This window comes from Natronorubrum marinum, assembly GCF_052040125.1.
Taxonomy (GTDB): domain Archaea; phylum Halobacteriota; class Halobacteria; order Halobacteriales; family Natrialbaceae; genus Natronorubrum.
This window is the reverse complement of the sequence record NZ_JBPPFV010000001.1, coordinates 1,795,994-1,822,913: the sequence shown is the minus strand read 5'-3', so window position 1 is coordinate 1,822,913 and position 26,920 is coordinate 1,795,994. Positions and strand designations below refer to the sequence as shown.

Annotated in this window: 26 protein-coding genes; 17 read left to right on the top strand and 9 right to left on the bottom strand. The window is 64.4% G+C overall.

Going from position 1 to position 26,920, the window contains the following annotated elements; translation table 11 throughout:
- Positions 1-164 precede the first annotated feature (164 nt).
- On the top strand, positions 165-1,640 hold the full coding sequence (locus tag ACSFC5_RS08980) for a DEAD/DEAH box helicase (protein WP_440764872.1): 1,476 nt from the start codon (positions 165-167) through the stop codon (positions 1,638-1,640).
- A 170-nt stretch (positions 1,641-1,810) separates the two neighbouring features.
- On the opposite strand, the gene ACSFC5_RS08975 is transcribed toward ACSFC5_RS08980, so the two are convergent.
- The gene (locus ACSFC5_RS08975; protein ID WP_440764871.1) at positions 1,811-2,236 is read right to left on the bottom strand and encodes a DUF7522 family protein; all 426 of its coding nucleotides are present in this window, start codon (positions 2,234-2,236) and stop codon (positions 1,811-1,813) included.
- Between the two features lie 44 nt (positions 2,237-2,280).
- Between ACSFC5_RS08975 and ACSFC5_RS08970 the strand changes: the two genes are divergently transcribed.
- The gene (locus ACSFC5_RS08970) at positions 2,281-2,610 is read left to right on the top strand and encodes a DUF7501 family protein (protein WP_440764870.1); all 330 of its coding nucleotides are present in this window, start codon (positions 2,281-2,283) and stop codon (positions 2,608-2,610) included.
- 57 nt (positions 2,611-2,667) lie between these two features.
- On the opposite strand, the gene ACSFC5_RS08965 is transcribed toward ACSFC5_RS08970, so the two are convergent.
- Positions 2,668-3,330, bottom strand: a complete 663-nt coding sequence (locus tag ACSFC5_RS08965; protein ID WP_440764869.1) for a hypothetical protein — start codon at positions 3,328-3,330, stop codon at positions 2,668-2,670.
- A 121-nt stretch (positions 3,331-3,451) separates the two neighbouring features.
- Here ACSFC5_RS08965 and ACSFC5_RS08960 point away from each other — a divergent pair, with 121 nt between their 5' ends.
- From ACSFC5_RS08960 to ACSFC5_RS08950, 3 genes are all read left to right on the top strand, one after another.
- Positions 3,452-4,996, top strand: coding sequence for a DUF790 family protein (locus ACSFC5_RS08960; RefSeq protein ID WP_440764868.1), 1,545 nt, complete (start codon positions 3,452-3,454; stop codon positions 4,994-4,996).
- A 185-nt stretch (positions 4,997-5,181) separates the two neighbouring features.
- On the top strand, positions 5,182-5,607 hold the full coding sequence (locus tag ACSFC5_RS08955) for a response regulator (protein ID WP_440764867.1): 426 nt from the start codon (positions 5,182-5,184) through the stop codon (positions 5,605-5,607).
- Positions 5,608-5,699: 92 nt separating this feature from the next.
- Positions 5,700-6,626, top strand: a complete 927-nt coding sequence (locus tag ACSFC5_RS08950; RefSeq protein ID WP_440764866.1) for a ring-cleaving dioxygenase — start codon at positions 5,700-5,702, stop codon at positions 6,624-6,626.
- Positions 6,627-6,670: 44 nt separating this feature from the next.
- Here the strand turns inward: ACSFC5_RS08950 and ACSFC5_RS08945 are convergent, their stop codons facing one another.
- Together ACSFC5_RS08945 and ACSFC5_RS08940 are read right to left on the bottom strand one after the other, a co-directional pair.
- Complete coding sequence (locus ACSFC5_RS08945; protein WP_440764865.1) at positions 6,671-7,252, bottom strand: DUF7122 family protein; 582 nt, start codon at positions 7,250-7,252, stop codon at positions 6,671-6,673.
- Positions 7,249-8,160 carry an RsmB/NOP family class I SAM-dependent RNA methyltransferase gene (locus ACSFC5_RS08940; protein WP_440764864.1) on the bottom strand — a complete coding sequence of 304 codons (912 nt, stop codon included), beginning with the start codon at positions 8,158-8,160 and terminating at the stop codon, positions 7,249-7,251. The genes ACSFC5_RS08945 and ACSFC5_RS08940 overlap by 4 nt, the downstream gene beginning before the upstream one ends.
- 94 nt (positions 8,161-8,254) lie before the next feature.
- Between ACSFC5_RS08940 and ACSFC5_RS08935 the strand changes: the two genes are divergently transcribed.
- From ACSFC5_RS08935 to ACSFC5_RS08915, 5 genes are all read left to right on the top strand, one after another.
- Complete coding sequence (locus tag ACSFC5_RS08935; protein WP_440764863.1) at positions 8,255-8,995, top strand: proteasome assembly chaperone family protein; 741 nt, start codon at positions 8,255-8,257, stop codon at positions 8,993-8,995.
- Between the two features lie 71 nt (positions 8,996-9,066).
- The gene (locus ACSFC5_RS08930; protein WP_440764862.1) at positions 9,067-9,522 is read left to right on the top strand and encodes an RDD family protein; all 456 of its coding nucleotides are present in this window, start codon (positions 9,067-9,069) and stop codon (positions 9,520-9,522) included.
- A gap of 155 nt (positions 9,523-9,677) precedes the next feature.
- On the top strand, positions 9,678-11,054 hold the full coding sequence (locus tag ACSFC5_RS08925; protein ID WP_440764861.1) for a geranylgeranyl reductase family protein: 1,377 nt from the start codon (positions 9,678-9,680) through the stop codon (positions 11,052-11,054).
- A 321-nt stretch (positions 11,055-11,375) separates the two neighbouring features.
- Positions 11,376-12,734, top strand: coding sequence for a chromate efflux transporter (gene chrA / locus ACSFC5_RS08920; RefSeq protein WP_440764860.1), 1,359 nt, complete (start codon positions 11,376-11,378; stop codon positions 12,732-12,734).
- A gap of 83 nt (positions 12,735-12,817) precedes the next feature.
- Positions 12,818-14,245, top strand: coding sequence for an amidase (locus ACSFC5_RS08915; protein ID WP_440764859.1), 1,428 nt, complete (start codon positions 12,818-12,820; stop codon positions 14,243-14,245).
- A 21-nt stretch (positions 14,246-14,266) separates the two neighbouring features.
- Here ACSFC5_RS08915 and ACSFC5_RS08910 read toward each other — a convergent pair whose 3' ends face one another.
- Positions 14,267-14,950 (bottom strand): trimeric intracellular cation channel family protein, encoded by a 684-nt coding sequence (locus tag ACSFC5_RS08910; protein ID WP_440764858.1) that lies wholly within the window; start codon positions 14,948-14,950, stop codon positions 14,267-14,269.
- Positions 14,951-15,100: 150 nt separating this feature from the next.
- Between ACSFC5_RS08910 and ACSFC5_RS08905 the strand changes: the two genes are divergently transcribed.
- The 3 genes from ACSFC5_RS08905 (at position 15,101) to ACSFC5_RS08895 (ending at position 17,108) form a co-directional block, all read left to right on the top strand.
- Positions 15,101-15,943 (top strand): aldo/keto reductase, encoded by an 843-nt coding sequence (locus ACSFC5_RS08905; protein ID WP_440764857.1) that lies wholly within the window; start codon positions 15,101-15,103, stop codon positions 15,941-15,943.
- 114 nt (positions 15,944-16,057) lie between these two features.
- Positions 16,058-16,828, top strand: a complete 771-nt coding sequence (locus ACSFC5_RS08900; RefSeq protein WP_440764856.1) for a hypothetical protein — start codon at positions 16,058-16,060, stop codon at positions 16,826-16,828.
- Positions 16,829-16,916: 88 nt separating this feature from the next.
- Positions 16,917-17,108, top strand: a complete 192-nt coding sequence (locus tag ACSFC5_RS08895) for a DUF7333 family protein (RefSeq protein ID WP_440764855.1) — start codon at positions 16,917-16,919, stop codon at positions 17,106-17,108.
- Positions 17,109-17,221: 113 nt separating this feature from the next.
- Here ACSFC5_RS08895 and ACSFC5_RS08890 read toward each other — a convergent pair whose 3' ends face one another.
- From ACSFC5_RS08890 to ACSFC5_RS08875, 4 genes are all read right to left on the bottom strand, one after another.
- Positions 17,222-18,193: a phosphoadenosine phosphosulfate reductase family protein gene (locus tag ACSFC5_RS08890; protein WP_440764854.1), complete on the bottom strand. Its 972-nt coding sequence runs from the start codon at positions 18,191-18,193 to the stop codon at positions 17,222-17,224.
- 491 nt (positions 18,194-18,684) lie between these two features.
- Entirely contained in the window at positions 18,685-19,263 is a 579-nt protein-coding gene (locus tag ACSFC5_RS08885) for a DUF2150 family protein (RefSeq protein ID WP_440764853.1), read from the bottom strand.
- Positions 19,264-19,346: 83 nt separating this feature from the next.
- The gene (locus ACSFC5_RS08880; protein WP_440765036.1) at positions 19,347-20,189 is read right to left on the bottom strand and encodes a TatD family hydrolase; all 843 of its coding nucleotides are present in this window, start codon (positions 20,187-20,189) and stop codon (positions 19,347-19,349) included.
- Between the two features lie 281 nt (positions 20,190-20,470).
- Positions 20,471-20,947, bottom strand: a complete 477-nt coding sequence (locus ACSFC5_RS08875; protein WP_440764852.1) for an NYN domain-containing protein — start codon at positions 20,945-20,947, stop codon at positions 20,471-20,473.
- A gap of 303 nt (positions 20,948-21,250) precedes the next feature.
- Here ACSFC5_RS08875 and ACSFC5_RS08870 point away from each other — a divergent pair, with 303 nt between their 5' ends.
- The 4 genes from ACSFC5_RS08870 to ACSFC5_RS08855 all read left to right on the top strand — a co-directional run bounded on the left by ACSFC5_RS08870 (position 21,251) and on the right by ACSFC5_RS08855 (position 26,913).
- Positions 21,251-23,506, top strand: a complete 2,256-nt coding sequence (locus ACSFC5_RS08870) for a S8 family peptidase (protein ID WP_440764851.1) — start codon at positions 21,251-21,253, stop codon at positions 23,504-23,506.
- 676 nt (positions 23,507-24,182) lie between these two features.
- Positions 24,183-25,289 carry a glycine cleavage system aminomethyltransferase GcvT gene (gcvT, locus tag ACSFC5_RS08865; protein ID WP_440764850.1) on the top strand — a complete coding sequence of 369 codons (1,107 nt, stop codon included), beginning with the start codon at positions 24,183-24,185 and terminating at the stop codon, positions 25,287-25,289.
- Positions 25,290-25,291: 2 nt separating this feature from the next.
- Entirely contained in the window at positions 25,292-25,675 is a 384-nt protein-coding gene (gene gcvH, locus ACSFC5_RS08860; protein ID WP_440764849.1) for a glycine cleavage system protein GcvH, read from the top strand.
- Positions 25,676-25,767: 92 nt separating this feature from the next.
- Positions 25,768-26,913: a GIDE domain-containing protein gene (locus ACSFC5_RS08855; protein WP_440764848.1), complete on the top strand. Its 1,146-nt coding sequence runs from the start codon at positions 25,768-25,770 to the stop codon at positions 26,911-26,913.
- Positions 26,914-26,920: the final 7 nt, after the last annotated feature.

Below are 26,920 nucleotides of genomic sequence, written 5' to 3'. Positions count from 1 at the left end.
CCGGTAATAAAAGGGTTGAGGTAGGGGGCCGACGGCTCTCGATTTGCCCTCGGCCGTCGATTCCGTCCGGTCGTATTCGCGGACTCGGTTCGACCGCGTCCGTTGTCCCAACTGCTCCGTCGCTATCCCGACAGTATTTGTTCGCTCCGCTCGGATCGGTCACCGTGACGCGGCCACGCGACGAGCGAGCGGGTCCGACACCGATCACGCTCCGCTACGACGACGGCACCGTCCGAATCGACGGACTCGAGGAGGCGTTCGTCTCCCCATCGTCTCTTCGGGAGTCGGTTCCCGACCTCGAGCGCGACCCGCGAACCGACGGCTGGCGCGTGCCGGCCTTTCGGTACGCGGCGCTCCGAACCGCCCTGCTGGACGCCGTGACCGAACCGAATCGAATCGACGACCGCGTGCTCGCCCTCGACTCGCTCCCGGCGCTTCGGTCGGTGTACGAACTTCGGTCGTACCAACGGGAGGCGCTCGAGACGTGGCTCGAGACGGACCGATGGGGGGAGAACGCTTCGGGCGACGATCCGAACGACCTCCGGATCATCACTGCGCCCGCGGGCGTCCTCGAACTCCCGACGGGCAGCGGGAAGACCGTCATCGCCCTGAAGGCGATCGAACGACTCTCGGTCCCGACGCTCGTCGTCGTCCCGACGATCGACCTGCTCGAGCAGTGGCAGCGCGAACTCGAGCGCGAGTTCGACTGCGACATCGGCCGGTTCGGCGGCGGCGAACAGCGCCTCGAGTCGATCACGGTCTCGACGTACGACTCGGCGTACCTGAAAGCCGATTCGGTGGGCGACCGCTTCGGGCTGGTCGTCTTCGACGAAGTTCACCACCTCGGCGGCGAGGGCTACCGCGAGATCGCTCGCTTGCTCGCCGCGCCCGCCCGACTCGGACTCACGGCGACGTTCGAGCGTCCGGACGACGCCCACGAGATCATCGAGGAGATCGCCGGCCCGCTCGTCCACCGCGTCGACGTCGACGAGTTGGCGGGCGACCACCTCGCGAACTACGACCTGAAGCGACTCGAGGTGGCGCTCGCGTCCGACGAACGCGAGGCGTACGAGCGAGCCCAGGAGACGTTCACGACCTACCTCGCGCGGTCGGGAATTCGGATGCAGAGCGGCTCAGACTACCAAGAACTCGTCAAACGCTCCGGCTCCGATCCCGAGGCCCGCGAGGCGCTGCTCGCTCGCCAGCGCGCTCGCGAGATCATGTACGGGAGTGCGGCCAAACTCGAGGCGCTTGAGGAAATTCTCGACGACCACCGCGAGGAGCGAACGATCGTCTTCACGGCCCACAACGACCTCGCGTACGACGTCAGCGAACGGTTTCTGATGCCGACGATCACCCACCAGACCGGGACCGCGGAGCGTCGGGAACTCCTCGAGCGGTTTCGCGACGGGACGTACACGCGAATCGCGACCTCAAACGTGTTGGATGAGGGCGTCGACGTTCCCGACGCCTCGGTCGCGGTCGTCCTCTCGGGAAGCGGGAGCGAACGGGAGTTCGTCCAGCGGCTGGGACGAATTCTGCGCCCGAAGGCCGACGGGAGTCGGGCAGTTCTGTACGAGGTCGTTTCGGCGGACACGAGCGAGGAAGGCGTCTCGAGTCGTCGACGAGACGGAACGTAGCTCCGTGAGTAGTCTCGTAGAGTACAGGTCGTTCGATTCACGGGACGTAATATCGTCGTCGTGTTGCTACGCAATCGCCGCTAACGAGGGGGAAAGCCAATAGAACACCCTGTTTCGATCGGGATCGGATCCGTCCGGATCGGTGTGTCGTTCCGTTCACGCCGCCTCGGCTACTCGCTACTGAGCAGCCGTCGGATGGCGATTGCCGCGTCTTCGAACGCGTTGACGTCCATGCTATCGGCCGTCAGGATCACTCCTGCGTCGTCTTGCAGGACTCTGATGACGAACCCGTCGTCGTGGAATCGGATGGTGAACTCGTAGGGACCGATACTCAAGCCGTCCCCGCGCTCGGCGGTTGTCGTTCGAATGGGGACCTCCGCGAAACCGACTCGTTCGAGTTCGACCAATTGCTGCTTGTCCGGCCGTGCCGCGTCTGGGGAATCGTAGAGGCCCTGACGGAGATAGATGACGTCGAACGACGACGGTGTAAAGTAGATGACGCTTCGGAGCGTGTCACCGAGGCTAGTACGTGCGACGCTCGCGAGTTCGGTCGCGGTGTCGGTACTGATGTCCGTGCGATACGTTTCGTTAATCATCGAGTGTTAGAGGAGTCGTACGATATCAAGCGTTTCGCCTACAGGTGTCACAGCGGACCAGCGCACAGAACGAGTCGTCTCGAGCGATTCGGATCGCAGTCGCTGCCGACCGACGAAGGCCGGATCGCGTTCGGGAGACGATTGATATAGTTCGGCGGTGTGAAACGAGTGTGACCGATCACGATCATCCGCCTCAAGAGTCGGACGCGTGGAACAGCCCGGATTTCTGCCCGTTTTGTGGTTACGGGCTCTCGGACGGCGGTCCAGGGTTTATTGACCACGTCGAGAACGACGAGAACGAGGCCTGTCGAGACCGCTTCGAGCAATGGCGAGAGAACGTCGCTGACGATATCGGCGGGGAGTGGAGTGGGTAGCGACGCGTCCACGGTCGCCCCGCCGAGACCGAGAGCACTCGAGGTGGTACGGTTGGCTCACTCGAACCGTGGTAGTACCGCTTCTCCGAACGCCTCGATGAACGCCGCCTGATTCGTAGTGACGTTGTGGACGAACACCCGGTCCACGTCGAGTTCGACGTCGGCCTCGAGCCACGCCACGTGCTCCTCGAGATCGGCGGAAACGCCGACGCTCTCCGCGACCTGTTCCTCATCAACGGTCTCCTCGCTCAGCGTCAGCGTCGAGATCACGTTCTGCCGCCGCGAGGTGTCCAGCGCGCTCATGTGGCGCAATCCCATCCAGTCCTCGTACTCGGCTCCGTCCGGGTCGACGGCCTCGAGTTCGCTGGGCAGGAGATCGGTAAAGCGGATCATCTGCTCCTGGACGACCCCGTCGACGCTGACGACGAGCGCCCCGTCTCGGTTCATCGCGACCTCTCGGGCCGTCTCGAAGAAGTTCTGGATGTCCAGACAGACGTCGCGACAGCGATCCGTCGGCCACCGGTTTCGGCCCATCGGGTCCGCGAACTCCGCGACCGAGGGACCCGTAACGACCGCAACGTACATTCCGGGTCCCTTGACGTACTGCTCGTCCCAGCGGTCGAAGCTCAGGCTGATCGACTCGAGCGTGTGGGTGAGACAGTCGATCAACTCCTGGACCCCCTCGTGGTCCTCGTAGGCGATCCGGAGGTCGTCGTCCATACCGTCCGTACGTGGCGGATCCCCGTAATGTCGCTGCCTGAACGGTGGCGGTTCGGTGGTCCGGTCCGGCCCGTCGACCGAGCGAGGTGCTTTTGAGCGCCCCGCGCCGATACCGAGACGGATGCTGACGAAGGACCTGTTGCGCGTCTCGCGGGCCGGCGGCGGCTACCACCCCCAGTTCGCCGACCGGAAGCATCGACCGCTGGCCGCCCGGGTGATCGGAACTTATCAGGGCCACGTCGGCGAGCCTCGCTCGGCGCTCGAGGATGCGCTCACCGATCTCGAGCGCGACGCCGAGGACTTCAAACTCATCCGCGGCTTTTCCGCCCTGCTCGAGCGCGAAGCGACGTTCGAGACGGACGCCGTCCTCGATCCCGAACGCGCCCGCAAGGCGGCGTTCGAGGCCGCCGAGGCCGTCGGCGTCGTCACCGAAGACGAACGAACGATGGCGCTCGTCCGGGCCGGCGAGTCGCTCGGGATCTCGGCGGACAACCTCGAACGAGCGCTCTACGCCGACCTCGAGGAACGTCAGCTTCTGACCGAACTCGACGCGCCGTGGGATCCCGACGACCTCGTCGCGCAGTACAACCTCTCGCTGGCCCAGACGGCGCTGTTCGACGCGACCGAGATTCGCGTGCGCTCGAGCGACCCGAAGGCGCTGATTTCGGCGATCAAGCGACTCCGGCTGATGTACGAGATCCGGCGGCTCGAGACCGAAGGTGCGAGCGATGGCGACGGCGGGTCTGAAGCCATCGTCGAACGCGAGGTGATCGTCACCGGGCCCACACGCCTTTTCCGGGCAACCCGTCGGTACGGCACCCGCTTCGCGCGACTCCTGCAAACCGTCGCGAAAGCCGACGAGTGGCACCTCGAGGCGACCGTCGACGATCGGAGGACCGAACGTACGCTCGCGCTGTCTCACGAGGATCCCGTTCGCGTCCCCGACGCAGATCCGGTCGCCGAGGTCTCCTTCGACAGCGGCGTCGAAGCCGACTTCGCCGGACGGTTCTCGAGTCTGGGTCTCGAGTGGGATCTCGTACGGGAGCCGGAGCCGCTCGCGACCGGAACGCGCGTGATGATCCCGGATTTCGCCTTCGACTACGAGCACGCAGATTTCCGCGTCTACTTCGAAATTATGGGTTTCTGGACGCCGGAATACGTCGCGAAGAAGCTCTCCCAACTCGAGGGACTCGAGGACGTCGAACTGATCGTGGCAGTCGACGAGTCGCTGGGCGTCGGCGAAAAGATCGCCGCCCGGGACTTTCGAGCGATTCCCTACACTAACACCGTCCGTGTCAAGGACGTCGCCGACGTCCTCCGGGAGTACGAACGCCAACTGGTCGCCGAAAGCGCCGCGGCGCTGCCCGACGAACTGCGGCCCGACGCTGACGTCGTCTCGCTCGAGACCCTCGCTCGGGACCGCGGCGTGAGCGAGGACGCACTCGCGGACGTCTCGACGCCCGAGCACGAGCGAGTCGGTCGGACGCTCGTTCGCCCGGCGGTCCTCGACTCGCTCGCCGCCGATCTCGAAAGCGGGATGGATCTCGCAGAGGCCGAGGACGTACTCGAGGAGGTCGGGATCACCGACTCGAGCACGCTCCTCTCGGCGCTCGGCTATCGCGTCGAGTGGGAGGGGCTGGCAGGTGGGACACTGGTCGAGCGGTAGCGGGAGCCGGCGGGACGCCGAACGGCGATTCGATCACCAGAGAGTAGTCGGATTTCCCACACCCGCCGATTTCTGCTCGTGAGAGCGTGTGTCGATCCAACGATATTAGTGGGCAGCCTTAACCCGTTGAGGTGTCAGTATTCGTATGTGCACGACTCGTGAAGGATTCTCGCTCTACCGAACCCATGCAGATCTTGCTCGTCGAGGATAATCCCGGCGACGTTCGTCTGATAGAGGAAGCGTTCCGGGAAGTGGACGTCGAGACGACGTTCCATACGGTCCACGACGGCGATGCGGCCCTCGAGTTGCTTCGGGAGCGACAGCGATCCGGCTCGACCACCGAACTCGACCTCGCGCTGCTCGATCTGAATCTCCCACGGATTAGCGGATTCGAGGTCCTAGCGGAGATCAAGAACGACGACGAGCTGACCGCGCCGCCGGTGCTCGTCCTAACGAGTTCGAAGGCCGAAGAGGACATCGCCCGGAGCTACAAACTCTGTGCGAACGCGTATCTCACCAAGCCGAGCAACCCCGACGAGTTCACCAAACTGGGAAAAGCCGTCGAAGCGTTTTGGTTCGAGGAGGCGACGCTGCCCCCGGCCCCGGCCTAATCCGGCGATTCCGATTCTCACACTTTCTGACCGTTCGAAATCGCAGTCGGTATGGCCCCAGCATTATCTCCGCAGGCGACGTAGAAACGAGCATGCCCGACGATACGCCCGGCATCCACCACGTCACCGCGATCGCGAGCGACCCACGAGGGAATTACGAGTTCTACACGGAGACGCTCGGTCTGCGACTCGTCAAGCGAAGCGTCAATCAGGACGACGTCTCGGTCTATCACCTGTTCTACGCGGATCACGAGGGAACGCCGGGGACGAGTATGACCTTTTTTCCCTACACCGACGCCCGACCCGGACGGGTCGGGGCGGGCCAGGCCAGTGCCGTCTCGTTTCTCGTCCCCACCGGATCGATCGACTACTGGCGCGACCGACTCGCGGACGCCGACGTCGACCTCGAGGAGCCCCGCGAGCGGTTCGGCGACACCGTGTTGCCGTTTACCGATCCCGACGGGCTCCCGCTGGAGTTGGTCGCCCGTGAGGACGCGCCGTCGGCGAACCTTCCCGAGAGCCCGGTTCCCCACGCTCACGCGATTCGTGGCTTCTTCGGCGTCACGCTCTCACTGACCAGCGGCGACGCCACCGGCGAGCTACTGACAGAGATGGGGTACCGACAGACCGACCGCGACGGGAACCGACACCGCTACGAGGCCGACGGAAATCTGGGGTACGTCGTCGACGTGCTCGAGAATCCACAGGCGCCCCGCGGCGTCCCCGGTGCGGGAACCGTCCACCACGTCGCGTTCCGAGTCACGGGGGACGACCAACCCGAGTGGCGCCAACTCCTGATGGACCGGGGGCTCCGCCCGACCGAGATCATCGACCGCAAGTGGTTCGAGTCGGTCTACGCCCGCGAGCACGGCGGCGTGCTCTTCGAGTACGCGACCGCCGAACCGGGCTACACGGTCGACGAAGAACTCGACGAGCTGGGTGAACGGCTCGTCCTCACCGAGTGGCTCGAGGACAGACGCGAGGAGATTGAAGCCGGATTGCCGGCGCTGTCCCCCTGATCGGCCGACTCTCGACCCGTCGGCAGAGAGCCGAGTGAGTCGCGTTACAAGTCGCGCTGTCGTCCCTTGGGGACCATCGATCGGAGTTCCCCGTGGACGTAGAGGCCGATCCCCAGCGGCTCGAGGTCGCCTCGCTCGACGGCGTCGCCCTCTTGGCCTGATCGGTCCTCCGATCCGACTCCGATCTCGTGGGCCCCGATGAGGTAGCCCCAGTCGCCGTCCCACCACTCGAGATCCTGATCCTCGCCCGTCGCGAACGCACGCGCCTGCTCTCGATCCAGTTCGATCACGCAGTCGGTGGCGTACCGACCGAAGCGCTGGGCGAAGTCAGTCGTCGGCTTCCAGTGTTCCTGACGCGTGCGCAGGCAGGTCATTCCGATGGCCTCGATCTCGAGCGGCGTCTCCGCCTGGCCGGCGTAGATCCAGATCTTGCCGGCGCCTTTCTCCCAGAACGTGTAGTCGTCGAACGTCTCCGGCGGAATGCCGAACCGATCCGCGAAGTAGTCGACGACCTCCTCGCGACTGGCCCGACCCTCGACGGTTCGTTCGTCGGACGTTTCGGGGAGTCGATCGAATCGCTGGCCGTCGTTGTGCACCTCGTCGCTCGAGTCGGATCCGTCGGTCATTCGGCGGTCACCTCCAGTTTCGCGACGAAGAAGCCACCAGTATCGTTCTGGTGGGGATAGATCCTGATCGCTCGCTCGAGGCTCTCGTCGAAGGTTTCGCCCTTCCACTCCGTGAGTCCCGGCGAGTGCTCGAGTCCGATATCGAAGTCGACGACGCGACAGGACTCTGCCTCGAGTGCGTGCTGGACGACGGCCTCGTTCTCCTCGGGGGCGAACGTACAGGTCGAGTAGACGACCGTGCCGCCCTCGCGGGTGGCCTGGATCGCCCGCCGCAGGATGCCCTTCTGGATGCCCGCGATCGAGGAGATGTGGCCCTCCGACCAGTTGTCGAGCGCGTCGGGATTCTTTCGAATCGTCCCCTCGCAGGAACAGGGCGCGTCGACGAGCGTTCGGTCGAACTCGTCGAAAGGAAACCGGTTCAGCGAGTAGTTGCGCGCGTCGTCAACCGTCACGGCCAGACTCGTCGCCCCGAGTCGCTCCGCGTTGAATCGCAGGGCCGAGATGCGACCGAGGTTGTTGTCGTTCGCGACGACGGTCCCGCGGTCGTCCATCAGCGCCGCGATCTGGGTCGCTTTCCCACCGGGCGCGGCACAGCAGTCCCAGACCCGCTCGCCGGGTTGGGGATCGAGGACGACCGGCGGCACCGCCGACACCTCCTCCTGACCGTGGGTAAAGCCGTGGAACGAGGTCCACGTCGAGCCCGGTGAATCGGTCTCGAGCCGTAACACTCGCGGGTTCCAGTCCGCCTGTTCGTACGCGACGCCGTCCTCGTCCAGGACCTCGAGCGTGCGCTCGACGGACGCCTTAATGGTGTTGACGCGCACGGCGTTGCCGAGCGGTCGCTCGCAGGCCGCGAGAAACGCCTCGAAATCGTTGACGATAGGTCGATACCGCTCGAATGGCTCCATTGGCCCGGAATTCGAGCGCCCGGCGTTTGTGGGTTTCGAAGCGCCCGGGACGTCCGCCCTCGATTTTAAGACGCCGCCGACAGTCCTCTCACACATGGCACAGATCTGTTTACAGGAGTCGGCGGCCGACCTCGAGGACCCGACGCTGATCGAGGGCTTCCCCGGGCTGGGTCTCGTCGGCAAGATCGCGACCGACCACCTCGTCCGCGAACTCGACATGCGCTACTACGCGGGCGTCGACTGCGAGGGGCTGCCCCGGATCGGCGTCTACCGCGGCGGTGACCGGACGGCTCGCCCGCCAGTGCGGATCTACGTTAGTGAGGAACACGACCTGTTCGCCCTGCAGAGCGACGCACCGATCAGATCAGAGGCCGTTGGCACCGTCGCCGACTGTGTGACGAAGTGGATCGCCGCCCAGGAGGCGACGCCGATCTATCTCAGCGGACTGCCGTCGGAACGAGAGGAGACACCAGAGATTTACGGCATCGCGACCGGAGACGCCAGCGAGATGCTCGAGACCCACGATATTCCCGTTCCGCCCGAGGACGGCGTCATCACCGGGCCGACGGGGGCGCTCATCAACCGCGCCGCACACCGCGACCTCGACAGCGTCGGCCTGGTCGTCGAGTCGAGTCCGCAGTTCCCCGACCCCGAGGCCGCGAGCGTCCTCCTCGAGGAGGGGATCGCACCGATCGCCGACCTCGAGATCGACGTCGAAGACCTCCTCGAGCGTGCCGAAGAGATCAAAGCAAAACGCGAGCAGTTCGCCCAGCAGATGCAACAGATCGGACAGGAGGAGAGCTCGCAGGCCCAGCCGCTGCGGATGTACCAGTGACCGGGCTCGACTGAGAGTCGCTCCTCGTTCGATCGTCGAATTCTTGTATCCGTACTGACGTTCATGAAACGATGAGCGACGACGGCGAGCGGACGGCAGCCGGGATCGGTGCTCGAGGCGCGGCCATGGCTCTCGACTCCGTCGTCTGGGTCGCCCTCACGTTCGTCGCCATGCCGACCGTCGGCGTACTCACCGGGAGTATCGAAACGAACGGGACGACCTACGCCGATCTGGACGGGCTCGCCGCGCTGGCCGGTATCGGCCTCTGGCTCGTGCTTTCGATCGGCTATCACACGATTTTCGAGTGGCGGTTCGGACGGACCGTCGGAAAGTATCTCGTCGGTATTCGCGTGACGAGCGCCGACGGATCGCCGCCGACGCCGCGCGCGTCGCTAGTGCGAAACGTCCTCCGACTCGTCGACTGGCTTCCGTTCTGCTACCTCGTCGGGATCGCGCTGCTCGCGTTCTCGACGCCCTCGAGACGGCTCGGCGACCGGATCGCCGAGACGACCGTCGTCAGGTCGTGACGCTGTGCAGCGAATCGGCCGAGACCCGAAACGAAATTAGTTCCGTCTCCGCCGTGCAATCGGCTCTCGAACCGACCCGCGCTTTCTGTCGGTATGTAACCGTCAAAACACTTCCCACGTATTTTTAATTCCCGAACCCATTCGAGCGGATAACAATGACAACGAAGTCGGAGTCGTACGACATGGTCGTCGTCGGCGGCGGGACGGGTGGCTGTTTCGCCGCGGCGACCGCCGCCCGAGCGGGACTCGACGTCGTTCTCCTCGAGCGAAAGCGCGAGGACGAGGGCGGCTACATCGCCTGCGGGGACGGGATCAAGGGCAAGAGCACGTTCCCTGACGTCGTCGACCGCGACCGACTCAGGGAGGAATCGTTCACCAACGAGGGGATCACGCGCGGCATCTTCGAGAACCCGCAGTCGGGCGACTCGCTCGAGATTCCCTTCGGCGAAACGGGCGCGGTCGTCGACCGGTTCCGGTACGGACAGGTGTTGCTCGAGGAGACCGACCGCGCCGGCGTCGAGATGCACTACGACACCGTCGTCAACGACGTGATCCAGCCGAACGGCCAGGTGACGGGTGTGACGGCGATCAGAGAGGGCGAGCCACTCGAGTACGAAGCCGAGGTCGTCGTCGATGCCGCGGGCGCCCTCTCTATCTTGCAGGACAAGACGGATCTCTCGACGTCCACGTTCGATACGAACGTCAACTACTCGCAGTTCTGCTCGGCGTATCGCGAGGTGCTCGAGGTGCCCGAACCGGTCGACTGGGACGACGCGCTCGTCTTCAAGCCGACCGAGGAACTGGGCTACCTCTGGTACTTCCCGCGCTCGTCGACGGAGATCAACGCGGGACTGGGCTTCCAGATGAGCCAGCAGCCCCTGGAACTGGTCGACGTGCTCAAAGACGACATCGCGAACCGCGCGGAGTTCGCGGGCGCGACGGTGAAGAACAAACTCGGTGCGGCGCTTCCGACGCGGCGGCCCTACGACTCGGCCGTCCACCCCGGCTACGTGGCCGTCGGCGACGCGGCGGCGCACGTCAACCCCTGTACCGGCGGGGGAATCCCCGGGGCTGCGAAGGCGGGTCACTGGGCGGCGGAAATCGCCGTCGAAGCCATCGAGGACGGCGACGTGAGCGAAGCCGCGCTCTGGGAGTACAACCGCCGCGTCCAGACAGACTTCGGCAAGCGCTTCGCCGCGATGGACCTGTACAATATTTTCGGCACCGCCCGCGATCAGGAGGACCTCGTCTCGATGGTCACGGCGCTCCCCGGCCAGCAACTGATCGACGCCATCGGCAAGAAGGGGACCACCAACATGAGCCTCGGGCTCAAGCTCAAAACCCTCGTGAAGACGTTCGGCCACTGGGACACCCTCTACGACCTCTACAAGGTCCAGGACGCGGCCGGCTCGCTCAAAGACGTCTACGACAGCTATCCCGACGACCCCGGACAGTTTGCGGCCTGGCAGAAAGAGCGCGACTCCGTGATGGATCGCGTCTACGACATCACGGGTGCCGATCCGAAGTACTAGGTTCGTTCTTGGATGCGGATTGTTCGTCCGCTTCGCGTTCTCTCGAGGGTCTCGACCGATTCGCCGCGCCGTCGGTGACCGTTCGGAGATCGGTCACCGCATAGACGCGACGGTGCGCTGCCGGCAGGATGGCTGTTCGAACTGCCATCGATACCGCGGGCCGATACCGAGTCATCTCGAGCCCAGCGAAGTATTTTGCCTCCCGTTATCGTATCGCACTCGAGAGATGAAATCACTCCGGGGGTCGCCGTCCGAACTGACGCGTTCGATCCCCTTGAGTGACCCTCCGCGGTCCCGTCATCGCCACAGGGTGGGTCGATCGTGACCGAAACGTCGACGGGTGACGCCGGTCAGACGTATCAGGGTGAGGCGTCGCCCGAGAAGTTGGTCGAAATCGCGCGCTACTTTCTGTTTATCGGCATCGTCGGCTTCGGCGGGCCGCTCGTCCACATCGCGATGATGGAAGACGACCTCGTCGGCGAGGACGGCAAGGGGTGGACGGACGACTCGATCTTCATGGAGGGGCTCGCCATCTGTAACATGCTTCCCGGTCCCGCCTCGACGCAACTAGGCATCTTCATGGGCTGGATCTACGCCGGCAAGCTCGGGGCGCTCGTGGCGGGGGTTTTCTTCATGCTGCCGACGTTCGTCATCGTCGTCTTCTTCTCCTGGCTCTACTTCGCGTATCAGGAACTGCCGGCGGTCGAGGCCATGTTCTACGGCATCAACCCCGTCGTCATCGGGCTGATCGTCGGCGCCGCCTGGTCGATGGCTCAGAGCGCGCTCGCCGAGGGACGAACGCACGCCGAGTTCGCCGTCGGGACGGAGACGTGGTCGATCGACTACCTTCTCGTGGGGCTGCTCGCCGCCGCGGTCGTCGTCACCGCGGTGCTCGGTTCAAATCCCGTCCTGCAGTTCGTCCTCGCGGGTCTCGTTGCCGTCGCGATCTATCGCTCGTCGTGGGTTCGCGAGAACGCCCGTCGCGTTACCCTGTGGTCGGTCGGCATCGCGATCCTCGGCGCGCTGTTCGTCCTCCGCGATCGGCTCCTGGATCTGCTCGGTCCCGCCGTGCGTCGGACGATCGAAGCGAGTCCGGCGTGGGGGCTCTTGCTCGCGCTGTGGTCGAACCCGTGGGTACAGCTGTTCGCCTTCATGGTGTACACCGGGTCGTTCATCTACGGCGGCGGACTCGTGTTGATCCCGTTCATCGAACTGTACGTCGTCCGCGAGTTCGGCTGGGTGACCGGCCGGGAGTTCGTCGACGGCATCGCGATCGGACAGCTCTCGCCCGGCCCGGTGGTGATGACGACCGCCTTCGTCGGCTACAAACTCATGCTCGACGTTTCCGGCGGGCTGCTCTGGGTGGGCGTCCTGGGAGCTTTCGTCGCCACGGTCGGCGCGTTCGGCCCCTCCTTTGCGTTTATTATGGGCTTTTTCCCCTACTTCGCGAGGGTCCGCGAGAACGACATCGTGCAGACCGCACTCACGGGCGTCAACGCGGCGGTCGTCGGCGCGATTCTCGGCGCGACCGTCACGCTCGCGATCGAATCCTTCGTCGATCTCTTCACCGTCTTGCTGGCCATCGTCACCGTCGGCCTGTTCGTGCGCGGCGTCCACGCCGCGTATCTCATCGTCGGCGGCGGTGCCGTCGGCACGGCGTGGTACTTCCTCGTCATCTGATCGGTTGCTCGCGGTAGACGAACCCCCCGCCGACGTCGGAGCTCGAGTTAACTTATATCACACCGCGCATCGCTGCTAACGGTATGTCACTCGAGTCGGAACTCACATCGCTCTCCGCGACCGAACTGGCGACCCGAATTCGCAACGGCGACGTGACCGCGAGGGAGGCCGTCGAGGCCCATCTCGAGCGAATCGATCGACTGGACGACGAGATCAACGCGTTCGTCACGGTCTGTGCGGAGGAGGCCCGAACAACCGCGGAAGAAGCCGATCGCGCGCTCGAGGCCGACGAGGACGTCGGCCCGCTCCACGGCGTCCCGCTGGCGCTGAAGGATCTCGGCGCGCTCAAAGAAGGCGTTCGCCACACCTACGGCTCGGCGCTCTTTTCGGACAATATCGCCGAGGAGACGTCGGCGATCGTCCAACGACTCGAGGACGCGGGCGCGATCGTAATCGGCAAGACGAACACGCCGGAGTTCGGGCACAAGGGGACGACGACCAACGAACTCGTGGGGGCAACGGCGTCGCCGATCGACACCGATCTCAACGCCGGCGGCTCCTCGGGCGGCTCCGCGGCGGCGCTCGCTGCCGGAATGGCCCCGCTCGCGACGGGCAGCGACGCGGGCGGTTCGCTGCGGATTCCGGCCGCGGCGTGTGGCATCTACGCGATCAAGCCGACGTTCGGACTGGTTCCCGACGACGGCCGGCCGAACGCCTTCGGCCGGACGACCCAGCACGTCACCAAGGGACCGATGGCCCGGACCGTCGAGGACGCCGCGGTGATGCTCGAGGCGATGGCCGGCCCGCACTCGGCGGACCCCTCCAGCGTTCCCGTCGATATCGACTACCGAAGTGCCGTCGAGAAGCCGATCGAGGATTACCGGATCGCGTACAGTCCGGATCTCGACGTGTTCCCGGTCGAAGCGGAGGTGGGTGCCGTCGTCGAGGAGGCCGTCGGCGCGCTCGAGTCGGCGGGCGCAACCGTCGACGAAGTTTCGATCGATCACGGCTACTCGATGGCCGAGCTACAGGGGGCGACGATGGCGACGTACATGACCTCGATCCTCGAGACCGCGACCATCGTCGAGGAGGCCCACGGGATCGACTTTCGCGACCATCCCGAGGAGGTCACCGACAGCCTGCTCGCGATGATCCACATCGGCGAGGCGTTCGGTCCGGAGGAACTCGCCCGCTCAGGCGTCGTTCGCACGGGCTTTTTCGACGCCGTCCAGGACGCGCTGGCCGACTACGACCTCATCGTGACGCCGACGCTCTCGCGGGCCGATGTCGGGCTGGAGGAGGACCTCGAGTCGGGCGCGTGGGACTGGCCGCTGACCTGGCCGTTCAACTGGACGGGCCATCCGGTCGGCGCCGCGCCGGCGGGGCTGACGGGGGAGGGCCACCCCGTCGGGCTACAGCTGGTCGGCTCCCGATTCGAGGACGATCGGGTGCTCGCGGCGAGCGCCGCACTCGAGCGCGAGCGTCCCTGGGAACCGCTGTACGACTGGTGAGTAGCCCGGCGTTCCGGCCGTTCACCGATCCCTGCCGAACTTCTCGCGCGCCGGGCGGAGGGTCTGTGCCGTCGGGAGCGTCCAGCCGTAGGTGACCGCCGCGAGCCGCGTTCCGACCGTGACGGCTGCGCACGTGGCTGCGGCGGCGCTTCCGGAGGCGCCGACGGCGACGACGAGCCAGTAGGTGGTGCCGCCCAGCACGGCACAGCTCGCGTAGAAATCTTCGAAGAGGATGAACGGCGTTCGATCCAGCAGGACGTCTGCGATCGCGCCGCCGCCGGCCGCGTTGATCGTCGCGATGGCGACGACGCCGAAGCTCGAGACCCCGGCTTCGGTCGCCACGATGGCGCCGGCCGTCGCGAAGGCCGCGAGGCCGACGGCGTCCGAGACGAGCGTGATCGGGTGATCGTCCGGCGACTCGAGCGCGATCGACAGGCCGATCGCTAGCCCGACACCGAGCAAGCCGAGCGCGATTTCGTTCGGGTCGCTGAGCGCGAGCGGCACGCGGTTGACCAGGAGGTCCCGGGTGACGCCGCCGGCGAACGCCGTGGCGAGCCCGACGACGGCGATTCCGAACAGGTCGAATGACTCGCGGATCGCCTTGCTCGCACCGACGAGCGCGAACGCGACGAGCCCGATCGCGTTCATCGCGACGAACGGATCGGCGAACAGGACGGTTTCGAGCAGCTGAACCACTGGTTCCATCCACAGCCCGGATCGCCTTGAGCGCTGCGAAGCCCCGTCCGCAGCGGCGGTTCGTCGCGGTCCAACGGGACGGCAAACGCTGCCGCGTCGGAACCCGAACCGCTCACCGCAATCCAAACCCATTTTCGCGTCCTGGCCCTCGTCTCGTACATGGGAACAGAAAACGCCGACACCGTCGCGCCGGGAACGTGTCCAACCGCGAACGGGATGCCGATGCTCGGACTCGGAACCTGGCAGAACGACGATCCGGAACAGTGCACCGAGAGCGTCCGAACGGCGCTCGAGATGGGGTACCGCCACATCGACACCGCACAGATCTACGACAACGAAGCGGCTGTCGGCGACGGGATCGCACGGGCTGACGTCGACCGCGAGGAGGTCTTCCTCGCGACCAAGATCTGGTCGTCGAACCTCGCACCCGACGACGTCCTCGAGACGGCCCGCGAGAGCATCGACCGACTCGGCGTCGATTACGTCGACCTGCTGTACGTCCACTGGCCGGCTCGAGCGTACGAGGGCGAGGAGACGCTCGCGGCGTTCTCGCAGCTATACGACGAGGGGCTGATCGAGAACGTCGGCATCAGTAACTTCCTGCCCGAGCAAGTCGCCGACGCCGTCGATAGCTGCGACGCGCCGATTCTGGCGAACCAGGTCGAACTGCATCCGATGCTCCCGCAGCCGGAGCTTCGGGATGCCTGCGAGAACGCCGGCGTCGAGGTCGTCGCCTACTCGCCCATCGCTCGGGGGGCGGTGTTTGATCAGCCCGAGATCCAGGACGTCGCGGAGAAACACGGCGTCAGCGAGGCGCAGGTCAGTCTGGCGTGGCTGCGCGAGAAGGGCGTGATAGCGATTCCAAAAGCTACGGGCGAGGAACACCTCCGCGACAACTGGGCGTCGCTCTCGCTCGAGTTGGACCGCGAAGATATCGAGCAAATCGACAGTATCGACGAGACGAATCGTGAGGTCGATCCCGGCTTCGCACCGTGGAACTGACGGCCGCTGGCCGGTAGCCGAGGGCGCGCGGCGGGAGAACTACCCTATTATTGATCAGTCATCGATCGGGAATAAGCAGGAAAGTTTACGGTAGCCCGGCTTTTTGGCACGCGTATGTCCACCCGCTCACGACAACGTGGCGGTGGTGGGGTCGTCGGTGCGATCAAGACCGACGTACAGCGGTTACACGGTGCCTGGATGGAACTCGTCTTTCCACGGCAACGCGGCCGCGGCCACTCCGTCATGGGGAAGTGGAAACCCGAGACGCTCCCCCAGAAGGTCGGCTATCACGCGTGGAGCATTCTCGGCTTGTTCGGCTTACTGCTCCTCTACCCACTCACCGTTATCGGCCTCGCAACCCGCTTCTACGCGGCGAAACTCGACTCGACGCGCACCCGACTCGGCATCGTCGGCGTCACCGGCATCGCGCTACTCGGCTGGGGACTACTGACGCTCGTCTGGGGGGCGATGTCGTACATGGATCAGGCCGACATCCCGCTCGACGCGGTCCTCGCAGTCGCCGCCGCAAGCGGCGTCGCGACGCTCTCGACCGCGCTCGCCGCGACCTTTTCGAAAGTCGGCGGACGCGCCGTGACGGTCGTTCTCGCGTACCCGTTCGCGATGACGGCGCTGTTTCTGCCACCGGTCGTCGCCGCGCTCGTGACGCCGTCGCTCCATCCCTACATTCTCGACCCCAGCTACGAGTTCGCGGCGTGGGCGCTCGACAACGTCCTCTTCGTCGGCGGGCTGAACGAGTACCTGCGCGGTAACTACCAACTCGAGGGGGCTGCCTACGCGGCGATGTGGCTCGGCATCTCGATTCCGCTGGGCTGGTTCCTCGGACTCGTCGTCGCGCTGGCGAATCTGGTTCGACCCTCGCAGTAGCGTTGGTCATTGCCTCGATTTTTCCAACCGGTCACAACGGGCTGCCGATTCCCAATATCATTAGGTGGCCGATTCCCAACTGGTTCGTATGGAGTTCAACGAAGTCACGACAGCAGTCGCGTTCATCGGCCTGATCGCTATCGGGGTCGGCGGCATGATCGCTTCGGACATGATGCCGACGGACACCATTCTCATGATGGTTGCGCCGTCGATGTTCGTCTTCGGCGCGATCATGCTCGGGATCGGGACCAAATTCGGCGAGTACCGCGCGACGAACTGAGTGCCATCGGGTTTCGGTTCGAGTAGCGCGCGACTGCAAGGCCTGAGTCGATCCGAAACGGAGCGCAAACGGAAGAAAATCGAAGTGCGTCGGTTAGCGGCCCTCGACCGTGATCACATGTAGCCGAGGTCGCGCAGGCGCTCCATCAGGTCCTCCTTGTCCTGGGCGCGGCCCGCGCGCTCGGTCGTTCCCTCGAGGTCCTGCAGCCAGGCAGGCTCCTCTTCGCTCTTCTCCGTCGAGATCTCGCTACCCAGCGAGCGGAAGCCGGCGAAGTACTTCGGCGAGACCGGAATATCCTCCTGTTCGACACCCTCGGGGAGGTCGTCGTTGCTTTGCGGGACGTAGCCGTCGTCCGGGAAGTTCTCGACGGTGTCCGGAACCACGAAGCTCCAGAACGCCTCCCACACCGCGGCCTCGTCGAACTGCAGGATGGGCTGGATGCGGTCGTGAGGCGGGTAGATATCGGGATCGTGACGCGGCGAGAAGAACGTCTCGTCGGCGCGGGCCTCCTGTTCGTCCCAGCGGACGCCGGAGATGACGCCGTCGATGTCGTACTCCTCGAGCGCGTCGTTGAGCGCGACGGTCTTCAGCAGGTGATTCCCGACGTAGGTGTCGAGCAGGAACGGGAACTCGTCTTCCTCGTACTCGAGAATCTCCCGAACGTGGTGCTGGTTGTGGTCGGAGAGGTCGCTGATTTCGATCTCGTCGCCGGGCTCGAGGCCCTGTTCCTCGACTATTTCGCCGATATCCTCGTTGCGCGCGTAGATGACTTCGAGATCCCACTCGTCAGCCCAGTGGTCGACGAAGTCGTGGATCTCGTCGAAGTGCTGGTAGTGGTCGATGAAGACCGCGGGCGGGACTTCGAGGTCGAAGCGCTCGGCCACCTCCTTGATGAAGTACAGCGTGAGCGTCGAATCCTTGCCACCGGTCCACATCACGGCCGGGTTCTCGTACTCCTCGAGGCCTTTTCGGGTGACCTCGATGGCCTTCTCGATTCGATCCTGAACGTGTGGGTAGTCCTCGGGATCTTCGCCCTCACCATCCTCGTAGTCGACGTCGACGTAGTCGGGGAAGTTTGACGTCATATCGTGTAATGAGATATAATTACCACATTTAAACCCTTTGGGGGACCGGAAACGTCTGACGGGATCTGCGACGAGCCACTGGCGGGGGTGATCACGTCCGTGTCTCGAGTGGATGGATGGTGGGACAGTCGTCGAGATTCGGGGCCGAAAGCCCCTGTACTGCCACTACGATGGGGCCACACGCCGTCGGTAGAAGCAGCCGCTATCTCCGTGTGGCTCGGTCACAATACGGCCAGTCCAGCGGTGGGGGTGGAACTATCGCCGGCGACAATATGCGGCCAATATTGATACTACCCCAATCTGAAACGTGCCGAGAGATACTCGAGTTGCTCCCACCCGCTCGATCCAGAACCACGGCGTATCAGTCGCTGGGAGTGACGAACGACTCGAAGAATCACGTTCGCCGAACGGCGATCGGATCGAATCCCCAGTTCGGAATGCCTCGGTTCGGGCGGGCCGCATCGCCCGCTCGAACGACGGGGCTGACGTCGCTACTCGTCTTCTTCGACGACTTCCGGATCACTCATCGCGCTCTGAAGGCTGTCGAGTCCGTTGATCCACTCCGTGACGAGTCCGTATTCGAGGTCCTCCGCGACGCCCATATCCAGTTCTTCGCCGTCGATGATGAGAGTCCCGGCCTGTGCGGCGTAGCCGAGTGCGGCGTCGAGTTCCTCCTCGGCCTCGGCGTCGGCCGCAGCGCCGAGATAGTCGCCCACGCTGCCCTCTTCCGGCGGGCCGCCGGCGATGTACTCCTCGGCGGCGAAGAAGACGCAGACGAGACTCGTCTGGACGCCGTCGACGAGGATCAGTTTCTCCTCGTCTTCGATATCGACCTCGCTGAGGACGATTTCGCGGACCTTGTTGATCTCCTCGAGCGCTTCCTCCTGTTCGAGGTCCCCGTCGTCGTAGGCGGCGACGATCTTCGCGATCGCGATCGCCGTGTCGTCCTGCAGGTTGAGCAGGAGTCGCGCCGAGTCTTCGTCTTCCGGATCGATCTCTTCGTCTTTGATGCGGCCGATCCAGTTCTGCCAGCGTTCCTCCGAGTAGAACTCGGTTGGGGGATTGCTCATACAGACACCTACACCGGCCGCTTGAAATGCCTTTCTCTACTGTACGCCGAACCGAACGAAGCCGTACGGACGGCCTATGTCGGTTAGAGTGTTCCTTCCGTGTCGATTCCGTACACACGTTCCGGCGTCTCGACGTGTGCGTTTCGAACCGCGTCCGCGTGGCCGTTCTCGAGCAGCCACCGCACTCGTCGCGGAACGGTCTTGGGCCCCAGAACGGCCCCGGGCCGGTCCGGATCGTCGATGTAGTCTGTCTCCATCAGGAACGGCTCGCCCCGTTCGGCCGCCGTCTCGAGGGCGTCCTTTTCACACATCACGCTCGGGATCGGTCCCTCGAGCCGGCCGCCCGCGTAGTGTTTGACGACGTTGTGTCGCGGGAGCCCCGCCTCCTCGGCCCACTCCGCCACTTCGCTCAGATCCTCGCTGGCTTCGGTGTGAAGCTGGACGGCACACTCGAGATCGGCGGCGCGCTCGAACGCCCGCCGCATCACCGCGTTCGAAGCCTCCCAGACGGCGTCCTCGACGTCGTAGTGCGGACGGCCGGACTTCAGCGCCAGCGCGTCGCCGGCCTCGACGTACTCGGCCGCGACGTCGATTCCGGCTTGCATCAAGTCGCGTGCGTCCTCGGGGCTAAAGCTGCGGTCGTCGACCAGTCGCGAGACCAAGCCGGGATGGACGCCCAGCACGGGCCAGGCTCGCCCCTCGAGTTCGTCGTCAGCCTCGGCGACGATATCAATCGTGCGCTCGAAGACGTCCCGAAAGTCCTCGCCGGTCTCGGCCTCGACGCTGAGGTGCCAGGAGGGCTTGTTCACCACGAGCAGGTGCGTGCCACCCATGTGAGCGAAGTCCCGGACGGCGTCGATGCCGCGGTGATTGTCCGGATCGAGGTGGAGGTGGTTATCCAGCACCGGCGTCTCGTCGTCGATCATAGCCGACGGTGGGCGACCCGCGCGGGAAAAATCTCCGACTTCGGATCGAGCCGAGGCGACCGACACCCGCGACCACGTCTCGGAGTCTACCGCCGAGAGTACCACCGAAAACGTCGAGCGCTCGACGATCCGCTGGCAGAGCGCGAGTCCGATTCCGCGGTACTCGTCGCGGCTGTGCAGGCGGTCGAACACCTCGAAGATGCGGCCCTGCTCGCCAGGCTCAATATCGATTCTCTCGTTGTGCATCGAAGATCGGACGTGCGCCTCGAGCGAATCGGTTGTCAGCTGCCGAGCGTAATCGCCTGGTCAGCCGCGTTCTGCAGCGCGTCCGAGCGACCGTGTGACCCGGGCGCGACGGCGATCGTTTCGACGCCGACGGTCCCCGCGTACTCGAGGGCAGGTTTGAAGTCCGTATCGCGGGAAGCGATCGCTAGCCGGTCGATGGTTCCCTCGCTGCACAACGCGGTCGCGTCGACGGCGAGTTTGACGTCGACGTCACCGCTGGTGATGATCACCTCGAAGCCGCGGGCCTCGGCTGCCTGAATGAGTCCCGGCGTGGCGTGTTCGTCGAGATAGAGGCGAATAACGCCGACGTGACCGAGATCGCGGGCGACGTCGCGAAGGTCGTTCAGGTCGACGTCGAACTCGTCGCGCAGGACGTTCGGCCCGTCGACGAGCAGGCCCACCGTCGGCTCGGTCTCGAGTTCGGGGTCGGGTCCTGCGAGGCGGGCAAGACGGGCGCGAACGCGGTCGAACATGCACCCGGCTTTCCGCGCGCCCGAGATAGATCTACCGAAAGGCACCGACTGAGGCGGGATCGATAACGTCGGTTAGCGGGCATCAACTCGGCTCGAGTCGCTCTCGTAATCGACGCACGGCGGGGAAACCCGCGACGTGTTTGTTCATCATTTCGCGAGTACCTAAGGACGGTAATTCAAATATTCCTTCTTTATGCGCTATTGTATTTTAATCCTGAGTGTGTGTGGCGCATATTTCTAGAAATAAACGCATCTGAGTTCGATAAGATTTTACTAAGTTCAGGTTTTGATGACTTTCGTTCCATGCAACAGAACGAACCCCCAGGGGATGACGATACAAGCGGATACAACCGGCGGACGGTTCTGACCGGCGCCGGTTCGGTTTCGGTTGGTGGGCTGCTCGCTTCGACCGGACTCGTCAGCGCTGATGACCGTGACGGCGGTCGCGACCCGGGCCCGAAACCAGACGAGATTCTCATCGGTGTTTCGCCGTCGGTGTCGGATATCGAGCGCGAAGTCGGACCGCATATTCCCGGCGACGCGCGGGTTGAGCACACGAACGAGACGATCCACTACGCGGTCATCTCCCTCCCGGAGGAAGTGTCGGAGTCGACTCGCGAGTCACTCATCGAAACGTTCACGAACATCGACCAGATCGAGTACGCGGAAGAGAACGCGACGCTCGAGGCACTCAGCACGCCCAACGATCCCCACTACGGTTCACAGCACGCACCCCAGCAGGTCAACTGCGAGACGGCGTGGGAGACGACCTACGGGAGCGACGACGTCACGATCTCCATCGTCGATCAGGGGATCCAGTACGATCACCCGGTGCTCGAGGAGAACATGGACGATAGCGTCTCGAACCACGGTCGCGAGTTCGTCAGTGGCGGCAGCGATCCGTACCCGATCGCCGGCGACGAACGACACGGCACCCACGTCGGCGGTATCGCCGGCGGCGGAACGAACAACGGCACCGGCCACGCCGGGATCAGCAACTGCTCGTTGCTCTCCGCTCGAGCGCTCAACCGGCAGGGTCGGGGCTCGCTCTCCGACATCGCCGACGCGGTCCAGTGGTCGGTCGACGCCGGCGCGGATATCGTCAACCTCTCGCTGGGCTCCTCGAGCAACTATCGGACGCTCCGTCGGGCCTGTCGGTACGCCGTCAACAACGGCGTGCTGGTCGTCGCGGCCGCCGGCAATTCGGGATCGTACGGCGTCGCGTATCCGGCGGCCTACGACGACGTCGTCGCCGTCTCAGCGCTCACCAGCAGCAACTCGCTCGCGTCGTTCTCCAACCGAGGATCACAGATCGATCTCGGTGCGCCCGGTACCCGCCTTATTTCGGCGGTTCCCTGGAACAGCTACACCAGAATGTCGGGCACGTCGATGGCGACTCCGGTCGTCGCCGGCGTCGCCGGACTGGTGCTGTCGGCCTATCCGGGGCTGTCGGGTAGCGAGTTGCGCGAGCACCTGCAGTCGACGGCCGTCGACGTCGGTCTCTCCTCGAACGCGCAGGGGTACGGTCGCGTCGACGCCGGCGAGGCCGTAACTACCGTTCCGGAGGGGTACGACGGCGACGAACGCGACGACGAGGAAGACGACGACGAGGACGACCAGGACGACGAAGACGGTGAACTCGAGGAACGTCTCCTCGCGTTCATCACCGAACCCGACGCCAGCAACGCGGGCTACGAGTTCACGGCCGAAGGTACCGTCGAGTTCGCCGACGCGCCGTACGACAGTCCCTCCGGCAGGAACATCGAGGGCGGCACGTACACCGGCGTGGATTTCATCGACGAGGAAGGGGAGACGGTTCGGGCCGGCGGGGTTACCGGCGGGGGCTACGGCGACGCCTTCACCGTCACCGGCCCCGTGACGTCGATCGATATCGACAAGCCTGACGTGATGTGGATCGAACTCGACAGGGAAGAACTGGCCCCCGAGGAGGTTATCGACGAAACTGGTGGTGACCCCGACGATAACGACCCTGACGAAGACGAACCTGACGACAACGACCCTGACGAAGACGAACCTGACGACAACGACCCCGACGACAACGACCCAGACGGAGACGACCCCGACAAAGACGAACCTGACGACAACGACCCTGACGAAGACGAACCTGACGACAACGACCCCGACGACAACGACCCAGACGAAGACGAACCTGACGACAACGACCCCGACGAAGACGAACCAGACGATGGCGACGAGGAACCCAAATGCGGCAACGAAACCGCGAGCGAACGCTTCGACGGCGAACTCGACGCCGGTTGGACGGGTGACAGCGACCGGTACAGATACTCGCTTCGGACGGCCGACCCGTGTTCGGCGACGTTCACGCTCGAGGGACCCTCGAACGCCAAATTCGACCTCTACGTGACGACCAACGGGCTCCCGCCGAGCAAATGGATCCACGACGAGTCGTCGACGGGATCGGGCGCGTCAGAAGAAGTCTCGCTCGAGCTTTCGGGCGACGAAGAGATCAGGGTACGGGTCGATGCCGATAGCGGCAGCGGCGAGTACGAGCTTCGTATCGACGAACGAGGGCGATAACTGGGTCGTAGCGACACCGGCTCAGCGGATTCGGTCTCGTAACAGCGCGTCGCTCACTCGCTGGGCGAACTAACCCCTGTGGATCCTCCTAGTTACAGATAATGTCGGACGAGTCGTGCTGAATACAGAGCGCGAATGTGGCACAGATTGAGCGCCGATCTGCTAGGGTAGTGATCGTTCAGTACAGAGATCGTACGTTCAGGATGAGGACATGAATATTTTATTGATGATATATTTAATCATCTCTTTCATGTCCAGATATCCCTTCGTCAAGATCGTAGTAATCTCGACGAAAAAACGAGCGGAGAGCTGCTTTCGTCCCGGAGTATACCGCTGCCCAAAGAATCACGAATAAGACAGCGACTCCAATAATGAGTTCAATCATAATCCCATTTTCGAACTAATATGTTGAAAAGGATACCGATTAGTTCGAACGTGTAGTGGTCAAATAGTCACTGCCTTCGACGTGAAACAAATTGGATCGTCGTGCTGCATCTCCGCTCTGTATTCAGCACGCCGATTTTGGCAGCTATCGTAGAAGTAGACCGTTGCTCCGGTAACGCCTTGCCCTGTACTGACTTGCACGAGTCCAAAACAGTTAGTTGACCTGCAGGAACCCCCGCATTGCCGCCGGCCGACGAAAAGACATTACTACTCCGCGGGCGATGACCCGCATATGCCGCTTCAGACGCCGCCGTTACGTGGGGTTCACGCCGACCGAGGCGCGAAGTTCACGGAGTTTGGCGGCTGGGATATGCCGGTCGAGTTCGATTCCATCCGGACGGAACACGAGGCCGTCCGCGATGACGTCGGCATCTTCGACGTCTCGCACATGGGTCAGATTCACGTCACCGGACCGGACGCGACCGAGTTGATGCAACGGCTCACCTCGAACGACGTCGGCCGGCTCGCAGTCGGTGACTCCCAGTACGCTGCGATCACCGACGAGGAGGGACACATCATCGACGACACCGTCGTCTACCGGCTGCCGGACGACGACGAAGCCGTCGGCGAGCCGACCTACCTCTTCGTCCCCAACGCCGGGACCGACGAGTCGACCCACGAACGGTGGATCGGCTACCGAAACGAGTGGGACCTCGAGGCGACCGTCGACAACCGAACCGACGAGTACGCCATGTTCGCGGTTCAGGGACCGAACGCGGCCGATCTCGTCGCGGACGTCACCGAGGAGTCCGTCACCGACCTCTCCCGGTTCGAGGCCCGATACGGGACGATCGACGACGTCCGCTGCTGGATCGCCCGGACGGGCTACACCGGCGAGGACGGCTTCGAGCTGATCGTTCCCTGGTCGGCAGCGACGGAGATCTGGTCGCTGTTCGACTGCCAGCCCTGCGGACTCGGCGCTCGAGACACGCTGCGGATCGAGGCCGGGCTCTTGCTGGCCGGCCAGGACTTCGACCTCGAGTCGAATCCGCGAACCCCCTACGAGGCCGGCATCGGCTTCACGGTCGATCTGGCCACCGAGTTCGTGGGTCGGGACGCCCTCGAGCAGGTCAACGAGGACGGCGTCGAGGAGCGACTCGTCGGCTTCCAGTTGATCGACCGCGGCGTCCCCCGTCACGGCTACGACATCACGAACACCGAGGGCCGGGTCGTCGGCACCGTCACGAGCGGGACGATGAGTCCGTCGCTCGAGAAAGCGATCGGGCTCGGCTACGTGCCGACCGAGTACGCGGAGCCAGGAACGACCTTACAGGTCGTCGTCCGCGGCCAGTCCAAAAAGGCAAGAGTTGAAACGACACCCTTCATCGATACCGTATAACTATGAGTTTCGAAATTCACGACGACAGACGCTATCTGGAATCGCACGAGTGGGCACTCGAGGAAAATGGCACCGTTCGAGTCGGCATCTCCGACTTCGCACAGGACGAACTCGGCGACGTGGTCTTCGTCGAACTCCCCGAGACCGGCGACGAACTCACGCAGGAAGCGGAGTTCGGCGTCATCGAATCCATCAAGGCCGTCTCGGACCTCTACGCACCGGTCAGCGGAGAGGTCACGGCCGTCAACGAGGACCTGTTCGACGCCCCCGAACTCGTCAACGAGGATCCCTTCGGCGAGGGCTGGATGCTCGAGATCGACGCCGACGATACCGACGAACTCGAGGCCCTGCTGAGCGCCGCGGAGTACGAAGACCAGATCGCCTGAGCGTCGCTGCGCTCCGACCGACAACCCCGGTCCGATCCGTTATTCCGAAAGATGCACTTTCACTCACAGAGAACTGTCCGCAGTAACACACTATGTCGGTCCCGTCATCGGGCGTCGCCGCGTACTCGTCGATCACGGGGCTGGACCTCCTCGCGCTCCTCTTGTTGCTCCACGTCTGGCTCGTCGGCGTTGGTCTCGCAGCCTACAGCGAAAGCTCCGGGCTCCCCTGGAGTCGGCGCATCGACCTCGGCATCCGCCAGTACGCGTCGATCGCGTTGCTCGCGACGGTCGTCGCCTGGCTCCCGTTCGCGCTCGGCGGCACGTACCCGGTCGCGCTTGGCGGCGCTCGAAGTGAGCGACGGCTCGCTATCGTCCTGCTGGTCGGGAGTTTCGCCGCGGTCTGGGCCGGATTCTACTACGCGGGCGGCGCGGTGACCACCCTCCGGACGTACGCCGCCGTTCGACGAACGCCCGTCGTCGACGCCGCCGCCGTCGAGACGGGCCGCGTTCAGGTTTCGGGAACGGTTCGAGCGTCGACGGACTCGCACGAAGCCCCGCTCTCGGGTCGCGACGCCGTCTGTTACGAATTGACCGTCGCTCGAGACCTCGTCGAGGACGAGTCGACGCCGGACGACGACGTCGAGACCGGCGGTTCGACCGGTTTGCTCTCGTCGGCGTTTCGGGAAACGATTCCCGTCGACGACGTCCGAACGACGTTCGTCCTCGAGAATGAGACCGGCCGGATCGCCGTCGACCCGACGGACGCTGCGCTTCGACTCGAGACCGAGACGACGACGGTCGTCCCCGGCGGGGATCGCCCGTCCGGATCGCTGCTCCGGTATCTCGTCCGTGAGACGGAGTACGAGCCGACCGAGCGTCGAGAGCGCTACCGAGAACGGAGAATCGAACCGGGTGACGAACTGTCGGTCATCGGCGTCGCTCGTCCCAACTCGTCCATCGAATCGATCGACACTGCGGAACTGACCGCACGAGGAGAGTCGGAGGACGGCCGCGAGAGTGACACCGAATCCGGACCGACGCCGAGAACTGACTCGCGTCTGACGTCGCTCCCGACGATCACGGCCAGCGACTCGTTCGGCGAGTTCGCCGTCGCCAGCGGATGCGAACGCAGCGTCGATCACCAGTTTCGGCGAACGATCGCCGGTTGTGCGCTCGCGGCGGTCGCGTTGACGGGGACGGGAATCGGTCTCCTGTGGCTCCTGGCCGGCCACGGCTGACCGGTCG